Raw genomic sequence first — 22,591 nt, forward strand, 5'->3', positions numbered from 1 at the left:
GGTTATAATGGACCACGCACATGATCACCCTGCAGATGATGGGGCCGTTGATGGACCTTGGGCTGGCGGCTGGCTTGTTGCTGTTCTGGCCGCTTTGATCGCGGTTGGATTGGCGCGCTGGCTGAGCGAGATCGGCGGCTTTGCGGCGGTGATTGTCGGGCTGATGGTGTTCGGGGTTTATGCAGTGCTTTTGGGCAATGGCGGCGTAGAATTGACCGAGGCTCAGGGCCATGATGGCGATGATCATGGCCACGATCACGGGCATGGGCAGCACTGAGATGGCGGCTCCGGGGCCTCAGGATACATCGGCGCGGCAAACCAGGCTGGTGGCTTTGGTGATTGCGGGCACGATGATCTTGTGGATGGCGGGTCAACAGATTGGCGCGGAACTTGGGCTACCGCTAAAATACACGTTTCTGCTCGATCTCGCGGCTTTGGCCGGGTTCATCTGGGCGCTGATCGTGACGTATCAAATTTGGCGCAAGCGCCGCACGTAAGGAAGCAGCTATGCTCGACGATAAGGACCGCATCTTTACCAACCTTTACGGGATGCACGACCGTTCTTTGGCGGGCGCCCGGGCGCGCGGCCATTGGGATGGCACGGCCGAGATTATTGCGCGCGGCAAGGATACCATTGTCGAGCAGATGAAGGCTTCGGGGTTGCGCGGGCGCGGTGGGGCAGGGTTTCCGACCGGGTTGAAATGGTCGTTCATGCCGAAGCAATCGGATGGCCGTCCGTCTTATCTGGTGATCAACGCCGATGAGTCTGAGCCCGGCACTTGTAAAGACCGCGAGATCATGCGGCATGATCCGCACACGCTGATCGAAGGTGCTTTGATCGCGGCTTTCGCGATGGGGGCGAATGCCTGCTACATCTACATTCGCGGCGAATACATCCGCGAGCGTGAGGCTTTGCAGGCGGCTTTGGACGAGTGCTATGACGCGGGGCTGCTGGGTAAGAATGCTGCGAAATCCGGTTGGGATTTTGACTGCTATCTGCATCACGGCGCTGGCGCTTATATCTGCGGTGAAGAAACCGCGCTGCTGGAAAGCCTTGAGGGCAAAAAGGGCATGCCGCGGATGAAGCCGCCGTTCCCGGCAGGTTCGGGGCTGTATGGCTGCCCGACCACGGTGAACAATGTCGAATCGATTGCCGTGGTGCCGACGATTTTGCGGCGCGGCGCGGCTTGGTTTGCGGGCTTTGGTCGGCCGAACAATGCGGGCACCAAGCTGTTCGGGATTTCCGGCCATGTGAACAACCCGTGTGTGGTTGAAGAAGCGATGTCGATCACGTTGCGCGAGTTGTTGGATGTGCATTGCGGCGGCGTGCGCGGCGGCTGGAAGAACATCAAAGCGGTGATCCCCGGCGGGTCTTCGGTGCCGATGCTGAATGCTGCGCAATGCGAAGATGCGATCATGGATTTTGATTGGCTGCGCGAGCAAAGATCCGGTCTGGGCACGGCGGCGGTGATCGTGATGGATCAATCGACGGACGTGATTAAGGCGATTTGGCGGCTGTCGAAGTTCTACAAGCACGAATCTTGCGGCCAGTGCACGCCCTGCCGCGAAGGCACCGGCTGGATGATGCGGGTGATGGACCGTCTGGTGCGCGGCGAGGCCGAGGTTGAGGAAATCGACATGCTTTTGTCGGTGACCAAACAGGTCGAAGGCCACACCATTTGCGCCTTGGGTGATGCGGCGGCTTGGCCAATTCAGGGACTGGTGCGGCATTTCCGTGAGGAAATCGAGGACCGGATCAAGGCGAAGAAAACCGGGCGCATGGGCGCGATGGCGGCGGAGTAGAGGATGCAGTTCGGTCTGGCTTTGGCAATCGCGATCGGCTTTGCCCCGCTTATGGCGGGTGCTGAGGCTTATCCGGGTTTGCAGATTCCAGCCGAGCACAAGGGCATCAAATATATGGTTGAGATCACCGCAGAGCATACCGCAGGGCCGTACGATGCGCGGGTGTGGCGGATCGACGGCGGCTCGATGTCTTACGAGCGTAAGATTGGCCGGGCGCTGGTCAAGGATGCCTGCGTGGGTGAGGGGTATGGCTTTCGCGCGGTGCAGCCGAAGATTGTCAAAGGCCAGTTGATGTTCGCGGGGGCTTGCGCATGATGCGGGCGGCTGTGGTGATCAGTTTTGCTGGACTGGCGGGTTGCGTGAATGGTGCGCGCCCGATGGGTTTGGCGGAAAGCGGCCCGGTTTCGGTGGAGCTGGCGGGGCGGTCTTACATTGCTGATCTGCAGCGCAGTGAAAGCGGGGCGGTTTTGGCTGTGACGCGGCATGGCGCTGGGTTTGGCAATTTTGAAGGCGCTGAGGCGAAACGTGCGGCGGAGGCATTTTGTGCCTCGCGCGGGGCATCGGTGAACCGCGCGGCTTACGGCCATTACGCGGGCGCCGCGTGGCTGTTCAAAGGGGGCTGCGCATGATCTGGGCGGCTTTGATGGGCGATAACCTGCACAAGACACGGTCTTGTCATGGGATATCAGGGGCTTCGCGCGATATGGTCCGGGCAGTTGATGCCAAGGAGGCCCAAATGACCAAGATTTTCAAAACTCTGACGCTGGTTGCTGTGTTGGCGGCCAGCCCGGCGCTTGCGCTGGAGCCGTTGAACAAAGATGCGCATGTGACCGACTCTTTGGTGGCCGTCCGGGTGGGCGACACCATCCGCAGCACCTGCCCCTCGATCAGCGCCAAGATGTTCACGGTTCTGTCGAAATGGAACGAGCTGAAATCCTATCTGCGCGACAAAGGCTACACCGAGGACGAGGTGGAAGCCTTCCGCAAGGATAAGATCGAAAAGGCCCGCATCAAAGGCTTGGCGGCGGATTATCTGAAAGCTGCTGGTGCGGTCGAAGGCGATGTTGAAAGCTATTGCAAGGCAGGCCGCGACGAGATTGCCAAGGGCACTTTGGCGGGCAGTTTGCTGAGATCGTACAAATGACCAACTTGCCCGGATACCATCTGGCCGAATTGAACGTGGGGCGCCTGTTGGCCCCCACCGACGATCCGCGCGTGGCGGAGTTCATGGGCGCGTTGGACCGGGTGAACGGGCTTGGCAAGCGGATGCCGGGGTTCGTCTGGATGATGGAAGGCTCGGGGGAACCGGGAACTGGCAATACCGAAGCCAAGATCGGTGACGATGCGCAGTTTGTCTCAAACCTGACGGTTTGGGAAACTGCGGCGGCGCTGGAGAGTTTCGTGTTTGGTACGGTGCACCGGGTGTTCTATGAGCGGCGGGCCGAGTGGTTTGAGGTTTTGGGCAAGATGCATTTTGTGATGTGGTGGGTGCCGGTTGGGCATAAACCCTCGCTGGAAGAAGCTCTCGCCCGGCTTGCGCATTTGCAAGCAAACGGCGATACGGACCGAGCGTTTGGCTGGTCTTATTTGAAAGAAGCGCAGGGGATGCAAATCCGGTCCTGCGCCCCAATGGCGGCGGAGTAAGCGGATGTCGAACCTTAAGAAAGTCAGCATCGACGGGATCGAAGTTGAAGTCGATGGCGCGATGACGATCATTCAGGCGGCGGAAGTCGCCGGGGTGGCGATTCCGCGGTTCTGCTATCATGAACGTCTGACGATTGCGGGCAACTGCCGGATGTGTCTGGTAGAGGTTGTCGGTGGCCCGCCGAAACCTGCGGCGTCTTGCGCGATGCAGGTGCGCGACCTGCGACCCGGCCCGAATGGCGAAGCGCCTGTGGTGAAGACGACTTCGCCGATGGTGAAGAAAGCCCGCGAGGGCGTGATGGAATTTCTGCTGATCAACCACCCGCTCGATTGCCCGATCTGCGATCAGGGGGGCGAGTGCGATCTGCAAGATCAGGCGATGGCTTTTGGCGTCGATTTCAGCCGATACCGCGAGCCGAAACGGGCGTCTGAGGATTTGAACCTTGGCCCGCTGGTGGAAACCAAGATGACGCGGTGCATTTCCTGCACGCGTTGTGTGCGGTTTACCTCGGAGGTGGCGGGCATCTTGCAGATGGGTCAGACCGGGCGCGGTGAGGATGCCGAGATCACCTCGTATCTGAACGCCACACTGGATTCGAACCTGCAAGGCAATATCATTGACCTGTGCCCGGTGGGGGCTTTGACCTCGAAGCCCTACGCGTTTACCGCGCGTCCGTGGGAGTTGACCAAGACCGAAAGCATCGACGTGATGGATGCTTTGGGCAGCAACATCCGCATCGACACCAAAGGCCGCGAAGTGATGCGGATTTTGCCGCGCAACCATGATGGCGTGAATGAAGAATGGATCTCGGACAAGACCCGTTTCATCTGGGATGGCTTGCGCCGTCAGCGTCTGGACACGCCTTACATCCGTGAAAATGGCCGTCTGCGCAAAGCGGGCTGGGGTGAGGCTTTGGCTTTCGCCGCCGCTGCGGTGAAGGGCAAAAAAGTGGCTGGTCTGGTCGGTGATCTGGCTTCGGTTGAGGCGGCGTATTCGTTGAAGGCTGTGATCGAGTCGCTGGGTGGCAAGGTCGAAAGCCGCACAGATGGCGCGCGTTTGCCGATGGGGAACCGCTCGGGGTATGTCGGTACCGCGCGGATTGAGGATATCGACAGCGCCAAGACCATCCTGCTGATTGGCACCAATCCGCGCGTTGAATCACCGGTGTTGAACGCGCGAATCCGCAAGGCGTGGTCGGCGGGCGCGAATGTTGGGCTGATCGGTGAAGCGGTCGATTTGACCTATGATTACAAGCATATGGGCACGGATCGCGCCGCATTGGCGGCTTTGGTTGGTAAGGTGACGGAAAAGCCGAATACCATTGTGATCATCGGTCAGGGCGCTTTGAACGAGGCCGATGGTGAGGCGGTTCTGGCGCATGCGATGGCCTATGCGCAGGGCGCGGGCGGCAAATTGCTGGTGCTGCACACGGCGGCGGGTCGCGTCGGTGCGATGGATGTCGGTGCTGTGACCGAGGGCGGGTTGGCTGCGGCTGTTGAAGGGGCCGAGGTGATCTATAACCTTGGCGCCGATGAGGTCGAGATCGCTGCGGGTCCGTTCGTGATCTACCAAGGCTCGCACGGCGACCGAGGGGCAAACCGCGCCGATATCATCTTCCCGGCGGCGGCTTACACGGAAGAAAGCGGTCTGTTCGTCAACACCGAAGGCCGGCCACAACTGGCGCAGCGCGCGGGCTTTGCGCCGGGTGAGGCGAAAGAGGGCTGGGCGATCTTGCGGGCGTTCTCGGCGGAAGTGGGCAAGACCCTGCCGTGGGATAGCTTGGCGGCATTGCGCCGCGCACTTGTCGCGCAGCATCCGCATCTGGGCATGGTCGATCATGTGCCAAGCAATGATTGGCAGCCGGTGGCACTTCGCGATATGGGCCGCGCGACGTTCCGCAATGCCTTCAAAGGCTTCTATCTGACCAACCCGATTGCGCGCGCGTCGAAGGTAATGGGCGAGTTGGCAGCGATGGAAGCAGATCGCGCAAAAACCGCGATGGCGGCGGAGTAACAGATGCGGCTTCTCGCCCCCCTTGTGATCGGATTGGCAGCCTTTGTTGGCCTGTTCGCGTGCGCGGGCGAGCAGCCGAAAACCGATACGGCGTTCAACCCGACTTATAAGGGCATTGAGACGATCCTGCTGGACGGCGATCTGGTGAATTTCCGGGTGGCGATGACGGGTGCGCGGGATGACAAGGATGTGGCGGCTTATGCGGCCTGTGCGGCGGCGCAATATGCGCTGATCCGGGGCTTTGGATTTGCGCGTCATGTGCGGACGAACGTGGCGATAAAGGCTGGCGTTTGGCGGGGGGATGCAGTTTACACCATCTCGGCGTCGCTGCCTCGCGGTGTGAAAACGATAGATGCTGAAGTGACTGTGCGCGATTGTGGTGCGCAGGGGATACCGACGGTTTAAGGCCCAAGATAGGGCCAACGTGTTAAGGGCCACAAAGGCTAAAGGGAACGTGAGGGATCATGGCTGACTTTCTGCAAACCGGGCTGGGGATTGCGCTGCTGGTAGCGCTGCAAAGCCTTGCTATCGTTGCTTTTGTGATGATCAGCTTGCTGTTCCTTGTCTACGGCGACCGCAAAATCTGGGCGGCGGTGCAGATGCGCCGCGGCCCGAACGTGGTGGGGCCGTTTGGTCTACTGCAATCGGTGGCCGATGCGCTGAAATATGTGGTGAAGGAAATCGTGGTGCCCGCAGGGGCCGACCGCGCGGTGTTCTTTCTGGCGCCCATTCTCAGCTTCGTTCTGGCGATCCTCGCTTGGGCGGTGATCCCGTTTGACAGTGGCTGGGTGCTGGCGGATATCAACGTCGCCATCTTGTTCGTGTTCGCGGCGTCGTCGCTGGAAGTTTACGGCGTGATCATGGGCGGGTGGGCCTCGAACTCAAAATACCCGTTTTTAGGGTCTTTGCGGTCGGCGGCGCAGATGATTTCTTATGAAGTCTCGTTGGGCCTGATCATCATTGGCATCATCATCTCGACGGGTTCGATGAGCTTCTCGGCGATTGTGCATGCGCAATCTGGCAATCTGGGTATGTTGAACTGGTATTGGCTGCCGCACTTTCCGATGGTGTTCCTGTTCTTCATCAGCGCTTTGGCCGAAACCAACCGCCCGCCTTTTGACCTTCCCGAAGCGGAATCAGAATTGGTCGCGGGCTTTATGGTGGAATATTCTTCGACCCCGTATCTGTTGTTCATGGCCGGCGAATACATCGCGATCTTCTTGATGTGCGCGCTGATTTCGCTGTTGTTCTTCGGCGGCTGGCTGTCGCCCATTCCGGGGCTGGCCGATGGCTGGTGGTGGATGGTCGCCAAAATGTGGGTGTTCTTCTTCATGTTCGCCATGGTGAAGGCCATCGTGCCGCGCTACCGCTATGACCAGCTGATGCGGATCGGCTGGAAAGTCTTCTTGCCGATGTCGCTGGCTTGGGTGGTGATCGTGTCGTTCTTGGCAAAATACGAAGTGTTCGGCGGCTTTTGGGCGCGCTGGACGATGGGAGGCTGATTATGGGTCCGGCACGCACAACCGACTACCGCCGCGCAGCAAAGTATTTCTTGCTGTTTGACTTCTTCAAGGGCTTTCGCCTTGGCTTCAAATACTTTTTCGCGCCGAAATCGACGCTGAATTACCCGCATGAGAAGGGGCCACTTTCCCCTCGGTTCCGCGGCGAACATGCGCTGCGCCGCTATCCGAATGGCGAAGAACGCTGCATTGCCTGCAAGCTGTGCGAAGCGATTTGCCCGGCGCAGGCGATCACCATCGATGCCGAACCACGCGAGGATGGCAGCCGCCGCACCACACGCTACGACATCGACATGACCAAATGCATTTATTGTGGCTTCTGTCAGGAGGCCTGCCCGGTGGATGCGATTGTCGAAGGGCCGAATTTCGAATTTTCCACCGAAACCCGCGAAGAGCTGTTTTACAACAAAGACAAGCTTTTGGCGAATGGTGCGCGCTGGGAAGCCGAGATTGCCCGCAATCTTGAACTCGACGCGCCGTACCGGTGAATGGCATGACAGACGCATTCAACCAGATCTTCAAGCAGATGATGGAGCAGGGCCAGAAGATGGCGCAGGCTTTCACGCCGGGTTTGGAGGGCGTCGATGTGAAGGCGTTCGAAAAGCTGTTCCCGGCGATGCCGAAGGAAATGCTGGAGGCGTTCTTTGGCAAGACCTTCAACCCCGAGGGCTTGGACGCCCGCACCCGGTTTCTGGTCACCATCGGCGCTTTGACGGTGCAGGGGCCTTTGGGCGAGCCGCAAATGCGGGTGACGGTGAAGAATGCTTTGGCCGCTGGGGCCACCAAGCGCGAGATCGCCGAAGTGATCTGGCAAATGTCAATGTTCGGCGGCGTGCCCGCCATGCAAAAAGCACTGGAGACCGCGCAGGCGGTCTTTGCTGAAACCGAGGAGAAAGCGCCATGAGCGTTGCAGATCTGGCCTTTTACGCGTTTTCCACCGTCACCGTCGCGGCGGGCTTGCTGGTGACGCTGTCGCGCAACCCGGTGCATTCGGTGCTGTGGCTGATCCTGGCCTTCCTGTCCTCGGCAGGGCTGTTCGTGCTCTTGGGCGCGGAATTCGTCGCCATGCTGCTGATCATCGTTTATGTCGGCGCGGTGGCTGTGCTGTTCCTGTTCGTGGTGATGATGCTGGATGTCGATTTTGAGGAGCTGAAGGGCGAGATGTCGCGCTACATGCCGCTGGGTCTGCTGGTCGGCGTGATCATCATCATGCAACTGGTGCTTGGGGTTGGCGCTTGGGTGCAAGCCGATGGCGCAATGGGTCTGCGCGCGGCGGTGACGCCGGATTTGGCGCAGATGGAAAACACCCGCGCGCTTGGCCTGCTGATCTATGATAAATACCTGCTGCTGTTCCAATTGTCGGCCTTGGTGCTGCTGGTCGCGATGATTGGCGCGATCCTGCTGACCCTGCGCCACCGCAAGGATGTGAAACGCCAGAACGTGCTGCATCAGATGTGGCGCGACCCGGCGAAGGCGATGGAGTTGATGGACCCGAAACCGGGGCAGGGGCTGTGAATACGGTGCGTGCAAGCACACACCCTACCGAATAACCCGGAGCGGTGTGTGCTTGCACGCACCGCTGCGGAACAGAAATGAAAATCGGGCAACGACCCGGAGGGACGAAAATGGTAGGACTGGAACATTACCTTGTGGTGGCGGCGGCTTTGTTCGTCATCGGGATCTTTGGCATCTTCCTGAACCGGAAGAATGTCATCGTCATTCTGATGTCGATTGAACTCATGCTGCTGGCGGTCAACATCAACTTCGTTGCCTTCTCGTCGCAGCTGGGCGATCTGGTGGGGCAGGTGTTCACCATGTTCATCCTGACTGTGGCGGCGGCCGAGGCTGCGATTGGCCTTGCGATCTTGGTGGTGTTCTTCCGCAACCGCGGCACCATCAATGTCGAAGATGTTAACGTGATGAAGGGCTGAGATCATGGATTTGCAACTCAGCGCCAAGATCATCCTGTTTGCGCCCTTGGTCGGGGCCATCCTTTGCGGTTTCGGTTGGCGGTTGATTGGCGAGAGGGCGGCGACGTGGGCAACCACGCTGATCCTGTTCGTAGCGGCCATCCTGTCGTGGTATATTTTCCTGACCTTTCAGGGCGATACCCAGCACATCACCGTGCTGCGCTTTATCGAATCTGGCACGCTGAGCACCGAATGGGGCATCCGCCTTGACCGGATGACGGCGATCATGTTGGTGGTGGTGAACTCGGTTTCCGCCCTCGTGCATCTTTATTCGCAAGGCTACATGGCGCATGATGAGAACTGGGTTCATGGTGAAAGCTATCGCCCGCGCTTCTTTGCGTATCTGTCGTTCTTCACCTTTTCGATGTTGGCGCTGATCACCTCTGACAATCTGGTGCAGATGTTCTTTGGCTGGGAGGGCGTTGGCGTTGCCTCTTATCTGCTGATCGGGTTCTACTATCGCAAGCCAAGCGCCAATGCCGCCGCGATCAAGGCGTTTGTGGTCAACCGGGTTGGCGACTTCGGCTTTGCGCTGGGGATTTTCGCGCTGTTCTATCTGACTGACAGCGTCAAGCTGGATGAGGTTTTCGCCGCAGCGCCACAACTGGCGCAGACGCAGTTGCATTTCCTGTGGACGGAGTGGAACGCCGCCAACCTGATCGGCGTGCTGCTGTTCATCGGGGCGATGGGCAAATCGGCACAGCTGTTCTTGCACACTTGGTTGCCCGACGCGATGGAGGGCCCGACGCCTGTGTCAGCGCTGATCCATGCAGCAACCATGGTGACGGCGGGGGTGTTCCTTGTCTGCCGTATGTCGCCTTTGTATGAATATGCGCCCGATGCCAAGACGATGATCGTGGTCGTTGGGGCTACGACCGCGTTCTTTGCGGCGACGGTCGGTCTGGTGCAAAATGACATCAAACGGGTGATCGCTTATTCGACCTGTTCACAACTGGGCTATATGTTCGTGGCTGCGGGCGTTGGGATGTATCCGGTGGCGATGTTTCATTTGTTCACGCATGCGTTTTTCAAGGCGATGCTGTTCCTTGGCGCAGGCTCGGTGATCACCGCGATGCACCATGAGCAGGATATGCGCAATTACGGGGGGCTGCGGAAGAAAATCCCGCTGACCTTCTGGGCGATGATGATCGGCACTTTGGCGATCACGGGCGTGGGGATTCCGCTGACGCATTACGGCTTTGCTGGCTTCCTGTCGAAAGATGCGGTGATTGAAAGCGCTTGGGTGGGCTCGAACTATGCCTTCATTCTGCTGGTGATCGCGGCGTTCATGACCTCGTTCTACTCATGGCGGCTGATGTTCATGACCTTCTATGGCAAGCCGAAGGGCGACACGCATGCCTATGATCATGCGCATGAAAGCCCCGCCACGATGCTGCTGCCTTTGGGCGTGCTGGCACTGGGTGCGATGTTTGCTGGCATGATCTGGTACAACAGCTTCTTCGGTGATGAAGCGAAGATGCGGGCGTGGTTCAACATGGAGCCGGCGCATGAGGAGTTGGCCGAGGCGGCAGAGGCCCCGGCAACCGAGGCTGTCGCCAACGAAACGACTTCGGTAACCGAGGTGGCTCCGGCTGCCACCTCCGAAGCTGCAACGACCGAGACGGCTGCGGCTGCGACAGCCGAGGTGGCTCCGGCGACCGAAACTGCTGTGGCTGCGACCACCGGTTCTGTTGCCCCGGTTGTTCTAGAACCGGGCGTTGCCCCGAAAGGTGCGATCTACCTTGGCGCGGATAACCAAGTTCTGCACCACGCGCATGAAGCCCCAAATTGGGTCAAGGTTTCGCCGTTTGTCGCCATGGTGCTGGGCTTCCTGCTGGCCTTCCAGTTCTACATCCGCCGCCCGGAACTGCCGGGGAGACTCGCGGCACAACAGCGCCCTCTGTATCTGTTTTTGCTGAACAAATGGTACTTTGACGAGCTGTACAACGTGATCTTCGTGAAACCCGCGTTCTGGCTGGGCAATTTACTGTGGAAGAAGGGGGACGGTGTGGTGATTGATGGCGCGTTGAATGGCGTGGCCTTGGGGATCATTCCGTTCTTCACCAAACTCGCCGGGCGCTGGCAATCGGGCTACGTCTTTACATATGCCTTCGCGATGGTGCTGGGGATAGCTGCCCTGTTGACCTGGATGACGCTTACGGTGGGGCACTAAGAGCATGACTTACCTTCTTTCCATCATCATCTTCTTGCCCGCAGTGGCGGCCGCCATTCTGGCGCTGTTCCTGCGTGGCTCGAATGAGGCCACCGCCAATAACGCGAAATGGCTGGCGCTGATTGCCACCACGGCAACCTTCATCGTGTCGCTGTTCGTGCTGAAAGGTTTCGACGCTGCCAACCCCGGCTTTCAATTCGTTGAAGAAGCAAGCTGGATTGTCGGGCTGAAATACAAGCTGGGCGTCGATGGCATTTCGATCTTGTTCGTGATGCTGACCACCTTCCTGATGCCGATCACCATTCTGTCGTGCTGGGGCGTGACCGACCGTGTCAAGGAATACATGATCGCCTTCCTGCTGCTGGAAACGCTGATGCTGGGCGTGTTCTTGGCTCTGGACCTCGTGCTGTTCTACTTGTTCTTCGAGGCCGGCCTGATCCCGATGTTCTTGATCATCGGCATCTGGGGCGGCAAGGACCGGATCTATGCCGCGTTCAAGTTCTTCCTCTATACCTTCCTCGGTTCGGTGCTGATGTTGGTTGCGATGATCGCGATGTATTGGGCGGCGAAAACCACCGATATTCCGACCTTGATGGCGTTCAAATTCGACAGCGCCCCGATGGTGCTGCTGGGGATGAGCATCACGGGGGGGGTGCAAACCCTGCTGTTCCTCGCGTTCTTCGCCAGCTTTGCGGTGAAAGTACCGATGTGGCCCGTGCACACGTGGTTGCCTGATGCGCACGTTCAGGCCCCGACGGCGGGTTCTGTGGTGCTGGCGGCGATTATGTTGAAGATGGGCGGCTATGGCTTTTTGCGCTTCAGTTTGCCGATGTTTCCGGTGGGGGCAGAAGTGCTTTCGACCCTGGTGTTCTGGATGTCTGCGATTGCCATCGTCTACACCTCGCTGGTGGCGCTGGCGCAGTCGGATATGAAAAAGCTGATCGCTTATTCCTCGGTCGCCCATATGGGCTATGTCACCTTGGGGATTTTTTCCGCAAACCAGCAGGGCGTGGACGGTGCGATTTTCCAGATGATCAGCCACGGCTTCATCTCGGGTGCGATGTTTCTGTGTGTGGGCGTGATTTATGACCGGATGCACACGCGGGAAATTGACGCCTATGGCGGCCTCGTCAATCGGATGCCCGCCTATGCCTTGGTGTTCATGTTCTTCACTATGGCCAACGTCGGCCTACCGGGGACATCGGGTTTCGTTGGTGAATTCCTTGTGCTGGCCGGGATCTTCCAGGTGAACACTTGGGTTGCTGCCGTCGCCACTTCTGGCGTGATCTTGTCTGCGGCCTACGGGCTTTACCTGTACCGCCGCGTTGCCTTCGGCGCGCTGGTCAAAGAAGCCTTGGCGACCATCCAAGACATGAGCCGGCGCGAGCGTGCAATCTTCGCGCCGCTGATCGTGATGACCTTGCTGCTGGGGGTCTATCCGGCCTTGGTGCTCGATATCATCGGGCCATCGGTGAAGGCACTTGTTGAAAACTACCAAACGGCCGTGACGGCCTTTGCTGCGAACTAAGGGACAGACCAGATGAACGCTTTAGACTTTCATATCGTCATGCCCGAGGTTTTGCTGGCGATCTACGCCATGGCAGCCTTGCTGGGCTGCGTTTACGCGGGCAAAGATGCGCTGACCGGGGCGGTGACTTGGGCCACGGCAGGGGTGTTCGTGGCGCTGGCGGCTTACATCGGCTTTGCGGGCGAGGGCGCCAACGTGGCCTTCGGCGGCATGTTTATCGACGACGCTTTCGCCCGATTTGCCAAAGTAGTGATCCTGCTGTCAGCGGCGGGCGTGCTGGTGATGTCACAAGATTACCTTGCCCGCCACGACATGGGGCGGTTTGAATATCCGATCCTTGTCGCGCTGGCGGTGATCGGCATGATGTTCATGGTGTCTGCTGGCGATCTGATGCTGCTTTACATGGGGCTAGAGCTGCAATCTTTGGCGCTTTATGTTGTGGCTGCGATGAAGCGCGATGATGTGAAATCCACCGAAGCGGGGCTGAAGTATTTCGTGCTTGGTTCGCTGTCGTCTGGCCTGTTGCTGTATGGTGCGTCGCTGGTCTACGGCTATGCAGGCACCACCTTGTTCAGCGGAATCCTGTCCACTTTGGGCGGCGAGGTGCAGCTTGGTCTGGTGATCGGGCTGGTGTTCCTGATCGCGGGTATGGCGTTCAAGGTTTCGGCAGCGCCGTTCCATATGTGGACGCCCGATGTCTATGAAGGTGCGCCGACACCGGTGACGGCGTTTTTCGCCACCGCCCCGAAAGCTGCCGCCATGGCGATGATTGCCCGCGTGGTGTTCGATGCCTTCGGGACGATCCCGGCGCAATGGGGGCAGGTTCTGGCGGCTCTGGCCGTGCTGTCGATGTTCCTGGGCGCGGTGGCCGCGATTGGGCAGCGCGATATCAAGCGGCTGATGGCCTATTCTTCGATCGCGCACATGGGTTATGCTTTGGTCGGTCTGGCATCGGGGACCGTCGAAGGCGTTCAGGCCATGCTGATTTACATGGCGATTTACGTCACCATGAACCTTGGCACCTTTGCGTTCATCATGTCGCTGGAGAAGGACGGCAAATCCATCAGTGATATCGACAGCCTGAACATGTTCTCGAAACGCGAGCCTTTGAAGGCGCTTGCCGTGCTGATCCTGATGTTCAGCCTTGCGGGCGTGCCGCCGATGCTGGGCTTTTTCGGGAAGTTCTATGTGCTGAAAGCAGCGGTGGATGCGGGCATGACCTGGCTGGCGCTGGCGGGGGCTGTGGCCTCGGTGATCGGCGCGTTCTACTATCTGCGCATCGTGTTTTTCATGTATTTCGGGCGCGAAACCGAAGGTGCGTCCAGCCGGATGGTTCCGGTGCAATGGCTGATGCTGGTGGCGGTTGCGGCGGTGATGCTGCTGGGTGTCGTCAACCTGTTTGGCATTGAAGCGGTGGCGCAGACAGCGGCGCAAGCGCTTGTCGGCTAAACCGGCATGGCCTGCAGGTGTGGCGCGCCAGGTTCTGCCAACGGTTGACAGCACCAATGCTTATGCCTTGCGTATGGCCCCGGAAACACCGGGGCCAGCGTGGTTTTTGGGCCTAGAGCAAACCGCAGGTCGCGGCAGGCGGGCGCGACCTTGGGCCTCGCCACGCGGTAATTTTTACGGCACGCTTTTGCTACACCCGGTTGAATCTCCCGACATCATCGCCCTGCGCAGCTTCGCCGCCAGTCTGGCCCTGCGCGATGCCTTTGTCAGCCTGACTGGACTGCCCGCAGCCTTCGCGCTGAAATGGCCGAATGATGTGCTGCTCAATGGCGGCAAGGTTGCGGGGATTTTGCTGGAAAACACCGCTAATAAGCGGGGCGGCTTCGATCTGGCCATCGGCATCGGCGTCAATCTGATTGGCGCGCCCGATCCTGCGGCGCTGGAAACCGGCGCTACGATCCCAGTCAGCCTGCTGACTGAGACTGGTCTGCGCGTGACACCCGAGGCATTTCTAGACGCCCTCGCCCCAGCCTATGCCGAATGGGAAGCGAAATTCATCAACCAAGGCTTCGCCGCTTTGCGCCAAGAATGGCTGGCCCATGCCGCGCGCTTGGGCGATACCATCCGCGCCCGCACCGGCAGCCAGACCCGCGAGGGCGTGTTTGAAACCATTGACGCCGCAGGCAATCTGATCCTGCGGATGTCATCCGGCCCTGTCGCAATCCCTGCGGCAGAGGTGTTTTTCTAAAGCGGGGCCAAAATGCTTCTCGCCATCGACTGCGGCAACACCAACACGGTTTTCTCGATCTGGAATGGCGAAAAGTTCATCGCCACTTGGCGCATCGCCACCGATCACAAACGCACGGCGGATGAGTATTTCGTCTGGCTCTCCAGCCTGTTGATGCTGACCAAAACTGATGCGCAGATCACCGAAGCCATCGTCAGCAGCACCGTGCCGCGCGTGGTGTTTAACCTGCGGGTGCTGTGCAGCCGCTATTTCGACTGTCGGCCGCTGGTGGTCGGCAAGCCGGAATGTAACCTGCCGGTGCCGCCTCGGGTGGATCAGGGCACGACTGTCGGCCCTGACCGTTTGGTCAATACGGTCGCTGGGTTTGATCGTCATGGCGGCAACTTGATTGTGGTCGATTTCGGCACCGCCACCACCTTTGATGTGGTGGATTTTGACGGCGCTTACGTTGGCGGTGTCATCGCCCCCGGCGTTAACCTTTCGCTTGAGGCGCTGCACATGGCTGCGGCCGCCTTGCCGCATATTGACATCGCCAAGCCCACAAAGGTGATTGGCACGAATACGGTGGCTTGTATGCAGTCGGGCGTGTATTGGGGCTACATTGGCTTGATCGAGGGCATCGTCCGAGAAGTGCGCCGTGAGCGCGATCTTGGGATGAAAGTAATTGCCACCGGCGGCCTGGCATCATTGTTTGCTCAGGGAACTGAGCTATTTCACAGGGTTGAGGACGATCTGACCATGCATGGCCTTGTCCTCATCAACAGCTACAACAAGGAAACGGCATGAGCGGTGAGCGGCTGATCTATCTACCATTGGGCGGGGCCGGCGAAATCGGCATGAACGCTTATGTTTACGGCTATGGCCCAAAGGGGCGTGAGCGACTGATTTTGGTCGATCTCGGCGTGGCTTTCTCGGATATGGATACCTCGCCGGGCGTCGATCTGATCATGCCGGATATCTCGTGGCTGGCCGACAAGCTTGACCGGCTTGAGGCGATTTTCATCACCCACGCGCATGAAGACCATATCGGCGCTTTGGCGCATCTGTGGCCGTCGTTGCGCAAACCGATCTATGCGCGGAAATTTACCGCCACCATCGGCCGGCTGAAGTTCGAAGAATACGGCTTGCCGAAAGACGCGATCACCACGGTTGAATCGCGCCCGCATACGGTAGAGGCGGGCCCGTTCAAGGTGCAGTTCGTGCCTGTTGCCCACTCGATTCCAGAATCCGGGGGCTTGGTGATCGACACGCCTGCGGGGCGGATTTTCCACTCTGGCGATTTCAAACGCGATGCCACGCCGATTGTCGGCGAAGGCTGGGACGATGCGGTGATGGAGGCGATTGCGGCTGAACGCCCGATCAAGGCGCTGATGTGCGATTCCACAAACGTGTTCTCGCTGCACGCAGGCCGCTCGGAAAGCACGTTGAAAGCCCCGATTGCCGAGCTGATCAAATCGGCAGGCGGCATGGTTGTGGCGACGACGTTTGCCTCGAACGTGGCGCGTCTTAAGACTTTGGCTGAAGCTGGCCGGATGGCCGATCGCTCGGTCTGCCTGTTGGGCCGTGCGATGAAGCGGATGGTGTCAGCGGCGGAAGAATCCGGTGTGCTGAAAGACTTTCCGCCGGTGATCACGCCGGAACAAGCGCTGGAAGTGCCGCGTAAGAACCTGATGCTGATCGTGACGGGTTCGCAGGGCGAACGTCGTGCAGCCTCGGCGCAACTGTCGCGCGGCAAATATCTGGGGCTTGAGCTGAAAGAGGGCGATACGTTCTTGTTCTCCTCAAAGATCATCCCCGGCAACGAACGTGGCGTCTATGCGATTGTGAATGCGCTTTCAGAAAAAGGCGTTGATATCGTCGATGATAACAACGGGCTCTATCACGTCTCGGGCCACGCCAACCGCCCGGACCTAGAGCATGTGCACCGCTTGTTCCTGCCTGATATGCTGATCCCAATGCACGGCGAACACCGCCATTTGCGCGAACATGCCCGGATCGGGCTTGAGGCTGGCATTGCCTCGGCGGTGGTCACCAATGGCATGATGATGGACATCACCGGCGATGTGCCGAAACTGGCCGAGCATATCGAGGCGGGGCGGACCTATCTCGACGGTTCGGGGCTGATCGGGGCGTTGGACGGCGTTGTGCGCAATCGTATCCGCATGGCGTTGAATGGTCTCGCGATGGTGACGGTGATCATGGACGAGCAGGATCAACCCTTGGGTGAGGCTTGGGTCGAGCTGATGGGCTTGCCGGAAACCGGTAAAGGCGGGCGGAATTTGGCGGAAACGCTGGAAACCGAACTGACCGAATTCCTTGATGGCGCAGGCCGCAAGCTGCTGTCGAACGATGACAAGATGGACGAGGCCTTGCGGAAGATCGTGCGGCAGGTGTCGATGGAAGAAATTGGCAAAAAGCCGGAAGTGATCGTGGTTGTCAGCCGTCTCGCCGCTGAATAGGCTAGTAAGACGTTGAAATGCAAAGGGCCTCGCAGATTGCGAGGCCCTTTGTCATACTGGGGAAGGCTTTAGCCCTCAGAGCCGGTCGCCGGAGCATCTTCGGGTTCATCGGCGGTACTTGTGGTGATCGCAAAGCTACGCAGAAGGAAATCGGGCATATGATCCCCCATGCCAACCACGCGCTCGCCGTTGTCACGGCCGCCGCGATAGTCGCGACGGTCATCGCGGCGCGGTTCATTACGGATATCGGCGCGGGGCTCCGCGCGATGCTCATGGCGTTGATCGCCGCGACCGTCCGAAGAACGCCCCTCAGCAGAACGACCCTCGGTGCGCTGCTCGCCACGTGGCTCAGAACGCCGATCATCGTCACGACGCGGACGCTCGGAACGCCCTGATTGTTCGGCGCGGGCAGGTTGTTCAACACGCGGCTGCTCTGCCGCCACTTCAACAAAGGGTGCGGCCACAACCACGGCTTCGACCGGTTTTTCCTCACGCGGGCCACGCTCGCGCGGACCACGACCGCCACGGCTGCGCGACGATGTGGAAGACCGATCTTCACGGGCACGCTCTGGCACATCCGACGCGCCTTCCAGCGCACCTTCTGGCACTTCGCCGCGTGGGATCGGCTGTTTCACCAGCGCTTCAATCGCGTTGATGTATTTGTCATCCGACGGCACCGCGATCGAATAGGCCTTGCCCAATCGCCCAGCCCGACCGGTGCGGCCAATGCGGTGCACGTAATCTTCCGGATGCGACGGCACGTCGAAGTTGAACACATGGCTGACGGCGGGAATATCAAGCCCGCGTGCCGCCACATCTGACGCCACCAACAAATGCACCGAGCCATCGCGGAAGCCGTCCAGCGTCTTGGTGCGCACCGATTGATCGAGATCACCATGGATCGGCGAGGCATTAAAGCCATGCTGTTTCAAAGACTTGGACACCACATCGACATCCATCTTGCGATTGCAGAAGATGATCGCGTTGGTGCAAGTCTCGCCCTCGGCCTTGATCAGCGCCCGCAAAACGGCGCGCTTTTCGGCGAAAGATTTGTCTTTGCGCGAGGGCGTGAACTGGATCAGTTTTTGCTCAATCGTCAGCGAAGCCGTGGCTTGGCGCGCGACTTCGATCTTGACCGCATTCGACAGGAAGGTATTGGTGATCCGCTCAATTTCCGGCGCCATTGTGGCCGAATAGAAGAACGTTTGCCGGGTAAACGGGGTCAGGCTGAAGATGCGCTCGATATCTGGGATGAAACCCATATCCAGCATCCGGTCGGCCTCATCCACCACCATGATCTGCACGCCGGTCAGCAACAATTTGCCGCGCTCGTGGTGATCCAAAAGGCGACCGGGGGTGGCGATCAGCACATCAACGCCACGGTCGATCAGCTTGTCTTGTTCGCCAAACGACACGCCACCGATCAGCAGGGCTTTGGTCAGCTTGGTGTATTTGGCATAAGTTTCAAAGTTTTCCGCCACTTGCGCTGCCAATTCGCGCGTTGGGCACAGCACCAAGGAACGCGGCATCCGGGCCTTGGCGCGGCCTTGACCCAGCAACGTGACCATCGGCAGCACGAAGCTGGCGGTCTTGCCGGTGCCGGTCTGGGCGATGCCCAGCACGTCTTTGCCAGCCAACGCATGCGGGATGGCTTGGGCTTGGATCGGGGTGGGGGTTTCGTAGCCGGCTTCCGCCACGGCTTTGAGCACGCGGGGGTCCAGCGCGAGATCTGAGAATTTGGTCATCTGCGTCCTAATTATGCGGGTTCGGCCCGCATGAAATGAAGGGACGCTGCTTTTCCGGGCGCCCCGGCGTCTGGGCGCTACGGCCCTTCCGCGCGAATATCGGATTTCGCGCGGAAGGTCAAGGATTGTGGCTAAAACGGCAGTTTACCAAGCCGTTTTAGCCGATATCAAAGCTGACGCCCTGCGCCAAAGGCAGCGTCGTGCCATAGTTAATGGTGTTGGTGGCACGCCGCATATAGGCTTGCCACGCATCCGAGCCACTTTCACGCCCGCCGCCGGTTTCCTTTTCACCGCCAAACGCGCCGCCGATTTCGGCACCCGAGGGGCCGATGTTGACATTGGCAATGCCACAATCGGAACCACGGGCGCAAAGAAAAGCCTCTGCTTCGCGCAAATCATTGGTAAAGATCGATGACGACAGGCCTTGCGGCACTTCATTATGTTTCTCAAGAACATCGTCGAAGTCCTTGTAACGCATGACATAAAGAATCGGCGCAAAGGTTTCATGCACCACAGGGCCAACCTGTGCAGGCATCTCAACCAAGGCCGGATGCGCGTAAGCGCCGCCCAGACCTGTCACGGGTTCGCCGCCATGCACAGTGCCACCCGCAGCACGGGCCTCTACCAGCGCCTTTTCCATGCCTTCAGCCGCGCCTTCGTCGATCAGTGGGCCGATCAGCACGCCGGTTTCCAACGGGTTGCCAACCTTAACGCTGGCATAGGCGGCTTTCAGGCGCGGCAGGAAAGCGTCGTAGATGCTGTCATGCAGGAACAGGCGGCGCAGGGTGGTGCAGCGCTGGCCCGCGGTGCCCATCGCGGAAAACGCAATGCCGCGCAGGGTCAGGTCGAGATCGGCGGACGGTGTGACAATGGCCGCATTGTTGCCGCCGAGTTCCAGCAGAGAGCGGCCAAAGCGGGCAGCAACTTTCGGGCCAACCTCGCGGCCCATCCGGGTCGAACCGGTGGCGGAAACCAGCGCAACCTTCGGGTTATCGACCAAAGCCTCACCCAAAGCGCGGCCACCGATCAGCAGGCTGGACAGGCCTTCGGGGGCGTGATGGCCTGCATCTGCGAAGCGTTTCAGGGCGCGTTCCAGCAGGGCGTGGGCGGCGAGGGCCGAGAGCGAGGCCTTTTCCGACGGTTTCCAAACCACCGCATTGCCGCAGACCAAAGCCAGCGCCGTATTCCACGACCACACCGCGACAGGGAAGTTGAAGGCCGAAATAACGCCAATGACACCAATGGGATGCCAAGTTTCCATCATGCGGTGGCTGGGGCGCTCGGACGCAATCGTATAGCCGTAAAGTTGCCGCGACAGACCTACGGCGAAGTCGCAGATGTCGATCATCTCTTGCACTTCACCGAGGCCCTCGGACACCACCTTGCCGACCTCTATCGACACCAGACGGCCCAGAGCGGTCTTGTTGGCGCGCAACTCCTCCCCCAGCAGACGCACCAATTCGCCACGCTGCGGCGCGGGCACGTTGCGCCACTCACGATAGGCGCTATGGGCGGCTTGGATTGTGGCTTCGGCATCGGCGGCGGAATGTTCGGCGATGGGGCCAAGCGATTCGCCACTGATCGGGGTGCGGGTCGGCATCGGTCCTGCTTGTGGGGTGACGCCAAGCTGAGCCAGCAGGGTTTGCACTTCGGTATTCAGCGACATCATGGCCTCATTTTGCAGGAATTTCATTCGCACTAAGCCGGGCTGGTCGAGCTGTGCAAGGGGGCGAGGAAGCAGGCGCGCGTACAATGCGTGCGCTATTCACTACATATTGTTAGAATATTAGAGCAAAATGTATGATGAAATCCTCCGGATCGCCCAAGGCGCCCGACGGAAAACAGCAATCTGCAAGGTTGAAAAATTTTGCCTGATAAGCGATGCATATAAAGGGGCTGCCCATATTTTGAGCAGCCCACAGCTAAACCATCATTTCCTTGGTCGCTGTCAGCTTCACTTCCGGATAATCGCGCTCGATCCGGTCGATGTCCCATTTCAATCGTGTCAGGAAGACCGTGTCACCGTCGTTGTCCAAAGCGATATGGCCTTTGTTAACGTTGACGAATTTCTCCACCTCGGCTTTCGCGCCCGAAACCCAGCGGGCCGAGGTGAATTGCGAAGCCTCAAACCGCACTGGCAGCGAGTATTCTTGCTCAATCCGGCTGGCCAGAACCTCAAACTGCAACGGCCCAACAACGCCGACGATAAAGCCCGAACCGATCATCGGTTTGAACACTTTCGCAGCCCCCTCTTCGGCGAATTGCATCAGGGCTTTTTCCAGATGCTTGGCCTTCATCGGATCACCCGCGCGCACCACTTGCAGCAGTTCCGGCGCAAAGGATGGAATGCCGGTGAAGCGCAACGCCTCACCTTCGGTCAGTGCATCGCCAATCCGCAGTTGGCCGTGGTTCGGGATGCCGATGATGTCGCCAGCCCAAGCCTCTTCAGCCAGTTCGCGGTCGGCGGCCAGAAACATCACCGGGTTGGCGATAGCCATTTGCTTTTTGCTACGCACATGCAGCAGTTTCATGCCGCGTTGAAAATGCCCCGAGGCCACGCGCACAAACGCCACGCGGTCGCGGTGCTTGGGGTCCATATTGGCCTGAACCTTGAACACGAAACCCGTAACCGTTTGTTCTTCCGGGTCTATCTGGCGCTCTTTGGCTTTTTGCGGCTGCGGTTCCGGGCCATATTCGCCCATCCCGTCCATCAATTCCTTGACGCCAAACGAGTTGATCGCCGAGCCAAACCAGATCGGTGTCATCGAGCCGTTCAGGAAGGCGGCGCGGTCGAAGGCGGGCAGCAAAGCTTTTGCCATTTCAAGCTCTTCGCGCAGTTTCTTCAATTGCTCGGGTGCGATGTGATCGGCAAGTTTGGGGTCATCAAGGCCCGAGATTTGGATGGTTTCAGCGACCTTGTTGCGGTCGGCGCGGTCCATGATTTCCAAGCGGTCGTGCAGCAGATCGTAGGCGCCAATAAAATCGCGGCCCATGCCGATGGGCCAAGAGGCGGGCGTCACATCAATTGCCAGATTCTCTTGTATTTCATCAATGATATCAAACGTATCGCGCGATTCCCGGTCCATTTTGTTACAGAAGGTCAGGATCGGCAGGTCGCGCATCCGGCAGACCTCGAACAGCTTTTGGGTCTGGCTTTCCACGCCTTTCGCGCCGTCAATCACCATGATTGCGGCATCCACGGCGGTCAAGGTGCGGTAGGTGTCTTCCGAGAAATCCGAGTGACCGGGGGTATCGACCAGATTGAAGCGATACTGACGGAAATCGAATGACATGGCAGAGGCCGAGACCGAAATCCCGCGCTCTTGTTCCATCTTCATGAAATCCGACCGCGTGCGCCGGGCCTCGCCCTTGGCCCGGACTTGGCCTGCCATCTGAATGGCACCCCCGAACAGCAGGAATTTTTCGGTCAATGTGGTTTTGCCAGCGTCGGGGTGCGAAATGATCGCAAAGGTCCGGCGGCGGGCGATTTCGGGCGGAAGGGGGGCGCGATTGTCAAGCATGGCAGGGCTTTAGCCGA

The 22,591-nt window shown here is 59.2% G+C and carries 23 protein-coding genes; 20 read left to right on the forward strand and 3 right to left on the reverse strand.

Annotation, left to right across the window (positions count from 1 at the left end; genetic code table 11):
* Window positions 1–7 precede the first annotated feature (7 nt).
* The 20 genes from Q7V03_RS00435 (at window position 8) to Q7V03_RS00530 (ending at window position 17,308) form a co-directional block, all read left to right on the forward strand.
* On the forward strand, window positions 8–277 hold the full coding sequence (locus Q7V03_RS00435) for a hypothetical protein (protein WP_304923642.1): 270 nt from the start codon (window positions 8–10) through the stop codon (window positions 275–277).
* A complete protein-coding gene (locus Q7V03_RS00440; protein WP_304923643.1) occupies window positions 246–497 on the forward strand; it encodes a DUF5337 domain-containing protein in 252 nt (83 codons plus the stop codon). Before Q7V03_RS00435 ends, Q7V03_RS00440 begins: the two co-directional genes overlap by 32 nt.
* A gap of 10 nt (window positions 498–507) precedes the next feature.
* Entirely contained in the window at window positions 508–1,803 is a 1,296-nt protein-coding gene (nuoF, locus tag Q7V03_RS00445) for an NADH-quinone oxidoreductase subunit NuoF (RefSeq protein WP_304923644.1), read from the forward strand.
* A gap of 3 nt (window positions 1,804–1,806) precedes the next feature.
* Window positions 1,807–2,118, forward strand: coding sequence for a hypothetical protein (locus tag Q7V03_RS00450; protein ID WP_304923645.1), 312 nt, complete (start codon window positions 1,807–1,809; stop codon window positions 2,116–2,118).
* Window positions 2,115–2,432 carry a hypothetical protein gene (locus tag Q7V03_RS00455; protein ID WP_304923646.1) on the forward strand — a complete coding sequence of 106 codons (318 nt, stop codon included), beginning with the start codon at window positions 2,115–2,117 and terminating at the stop codon, window positions 2,430–2,432. The genes Q7V03_RS00450 and Q7V03_RS00455 overlap by 4 nt, the downstream gene beginning before the upstream one ends.
* Window positions 2,433–2,539: 107 nt before the next feature.
* On the forward strand, window positions 2,540–2,947 hold the full coding sequence (locus tag Q7V03_RS00460; protein ID WP_304923647.1) for a DUF5333 domain-containing protein: 408 nt from the start codon (window positions 2,540–2,542) through the stop codon (window positions 2,945–2,947).
* Window positions 2,944–3,447, forward strand: a complete 504-nt coding sequence (locus tag Q7V03_RS00465; protein ID WP_304923648.1) for a DUF3291 domain-containing protein — start codon at window positions 2,944–2,946, stop codon at window positions 3,445–3,447. The genes Q7V03_RS00460 and Q7V03_RS00465 overlap by 4 nt, the downstream gene beginning before the upstream one ends.
* A 4-nt stretch (window positions 3,448–3,451) precedes the next feature.
* Window positions 3,452–5,461 (forward strand): NADH-quinone oxidoreductase subunit NuoG, encoded by a 2,010-nt coding sequence (gene nuoG, locus Q7V03_RS00470; RefSeq protein WP_304923649.1) that lies wholly within the window; start codon window positions 3,452–3,454, stop codon window positions 5,459–5,461.
* Window positions 5,462–5,464: 3 nt separating this feature from the next.
* Entirely contained in the window at window positions 5,465–5,866 is a 402-nt protein-coding gene (locus Q7V03_RS00475) for a hypothetical protein (RefSeq protein WP_304923650.1), read from the forward strand.
* A gap of 59 nt (window positions 5,867–5,925) precedes the next feature.
* Window positions 5,926–6,963 carry an NADH-quinone oxidoreductase subunit NuoH gene (nuoH, locus tag Q7V03_RS00480; RefSeq protein ID WP_304923651.1) on the forward strand — a complete coding sequence of 346 codons (1,038 nt, stop codon included), beginning with the start codon at window positions 5,926–5,928 and terminating at the stop codon, window positions 6,961–6,963.
* A 2-nt stretch (window positions 6,964–6,965) separates the two neighbouring features.
* Window positions 6,966–7,469, forward strand: coding sequence for an NADH-quinone oxidoreductase subunit NuoI (nuoI, locus tag Q7V03_RS00485; RefSeq protein ID WP_304923652.1), 504 nt, complete (start codon window positions 6,966–6,968; stop codon window positions 7,467–7,469).
* Between the two features lie 5 nt (window positions 7,470–7,474).
* On the forward strand, window positions 7,475–7,885 hold the full coding sequence (locus tag Q7V03_RS00490; RefSeq protein ID WP_304923653.1) for a carboxymuconolactone decarboxylase family protein: 411 nt from the start codon (window positions 7,475–7,477) through the stop codon (window positions 7,883–7,885).
* A complete protein-coding gene (locus Q7V03_RS00495) occupies window positions 7,882–8,496 on the forward strand; it encodes an NADH-quinone oxidoreductase subunit J (RefSeq protein ID WP_304923654.1) in 615 nt (204 codons plus the stop codon). Before Q7V03_RS00490 ends, Q7V03_RS00495 begins: the two co-directional genes overlap by 4 nt.
* 110 nt (window positions 8,497–8,606) lie before the next feature.
* Complete coding sequence (nuoK, locus tag Q7V03_RS00500) at window positions 8,607–8,912, forward strand: NADH-quinone oxidoreductase subunit NuoK (RefSeq protein ID WP_304923655.1); 306 nt, start codon at window positions 8,607–8,609, stop codon at window positions 8,910–8,912.
* A gap of 4 nt (window positions 8,913–8,916) precedes the next feature.
* The gene (gene nuoL / locus Q7V03_RS00505) at window positions 8,917–11,124 is read left to right on the forward strand and encodes an NADH-quinone oxidoreductase subunit L (protein WP_304923656.1); all 2,208 of its coding nucleotides are present in this window, start codon (window positions 8,917–8,919) and stop codon (window positions 11,122–11,124) included.
* Between the two features lie 4 nt (window positions 11,125–11,128).
* Window positions 11,129–12,652: an NADH-quinone oxidoreductase subunit M gene (locus Q7V03_RS00510; protein ID WP_304923657.1), complete on the forward strand. Its 1,524-nt coding sequence runs from the start codon at window positions 11,129–11,131 to the stop codon at window positions 12,650–12,652.
* A 12-nt stretch (window positions 12,653–12,664) separates the two neighbouring features.
* Window positions 12,665–14,101: an NADH-quinone oxidoreductase subunit NuoN gene (gene nuoN / locus Q7V03_RS00515; RefSeq protein WP_304923658.1), complete on the forward strand. Its 1,437-nt coding sequence runs from the start codon at window positions 12,665–12,667 to the stop codon at window positions 14,099–14,101.
* Between the two features lie 19 nt (window positions 14,102–14,120).
* On the forward strand, window positions 14,121–14,849 hold the full coding sequence (locus tag Q7V03_RS00520) for a biotin--[acetyl-CoA-carboxylase] ligase (protein WP_304923659.1): 729 nt from the start codon (window positions 14,121–14,123) through the stop codon (window positions 14,847–14,849).
* A 12-nt stretch (window positions 14,850–14,861) separates the two neighbouring features.
* Entirely contained in the window at window positions 14,862–15,635 is a 774-nt protein-coding gene (locus Q7V03_RS00525; RefSeq protein WP_304923660.1) for a type III pantothenate kinase, read from the forward strand.
* Complete coding sequence (locus Q7V03_RS00530; protein ID WP_304923661.1) at window positions 15,632–17,308, forward strand: ribonuclease J; 1,677 nt, start codon at window positions 15,632–15,634, stop codon at window positions 17,306–17,308. The genes Q7V03_RS00525 and Q7V03_RS00530 overlap by 4 nt, the downstream gene beginning before the upstream one ends.
* A gap of 68 nt (window positions 17,309–17,376) precedes the next feature.
* Here the strand turns inward: Q7V03_RS00530 and Q7V03_RS00535 are convergent, their stop codons facing one another.
* From Q7V03_RS00535 to Q7V03_RS00545, 3 genes are all read right to left on the reverse strand, one after another.
* Window positions 17,377–19,053: a DEAD/DEAH box helicase gene (locus Q7V03_RS00535; protein ID WP_304923662.1), complete on the reverse strand. Its 1,677-nt coding sequence runs from the start codon at window positions 19,051–19,053 to the stop codon at window positions 17,377–17,379.
* Window positions 19,054–19,210: 157 nt separating this feature from the next.
* Complete coding sequence (locus Q7V03_RS00540) at window positions 19,211–20,722, reverse strand: aldehyde dehydrogenase family protein (RefSeq protein WP_370651054.1); 1,512 nt, start codon at window positions 20,720–20,722, stop codon at window positions 19,211–19,213.
* 253 nt (window positions 20,723–20,975) lie between these two features.
* Complete coding sequence (locus Q7V03_RS00545; protein WP_304923664.1) at window positions 20,976–22,574, reverse strand: peptide chain release factor 3; 1,599 nt, start codon at window positions 22,572–22,574, stop codon at window positions 20,976–20,978.
* Between the last annotated feature and the right edge of the window lie 17 nt (window positions 22,575–22,591).

The sequence above is a fragment of the Cypionkella sp. genome (assembly GCF_030652235.1).
Lineage (GTDB): Bacteria > Pseudomonadota > Alphaproteobacteria > Rhodobacterales > Rhodobacteraceae > Cypionkella.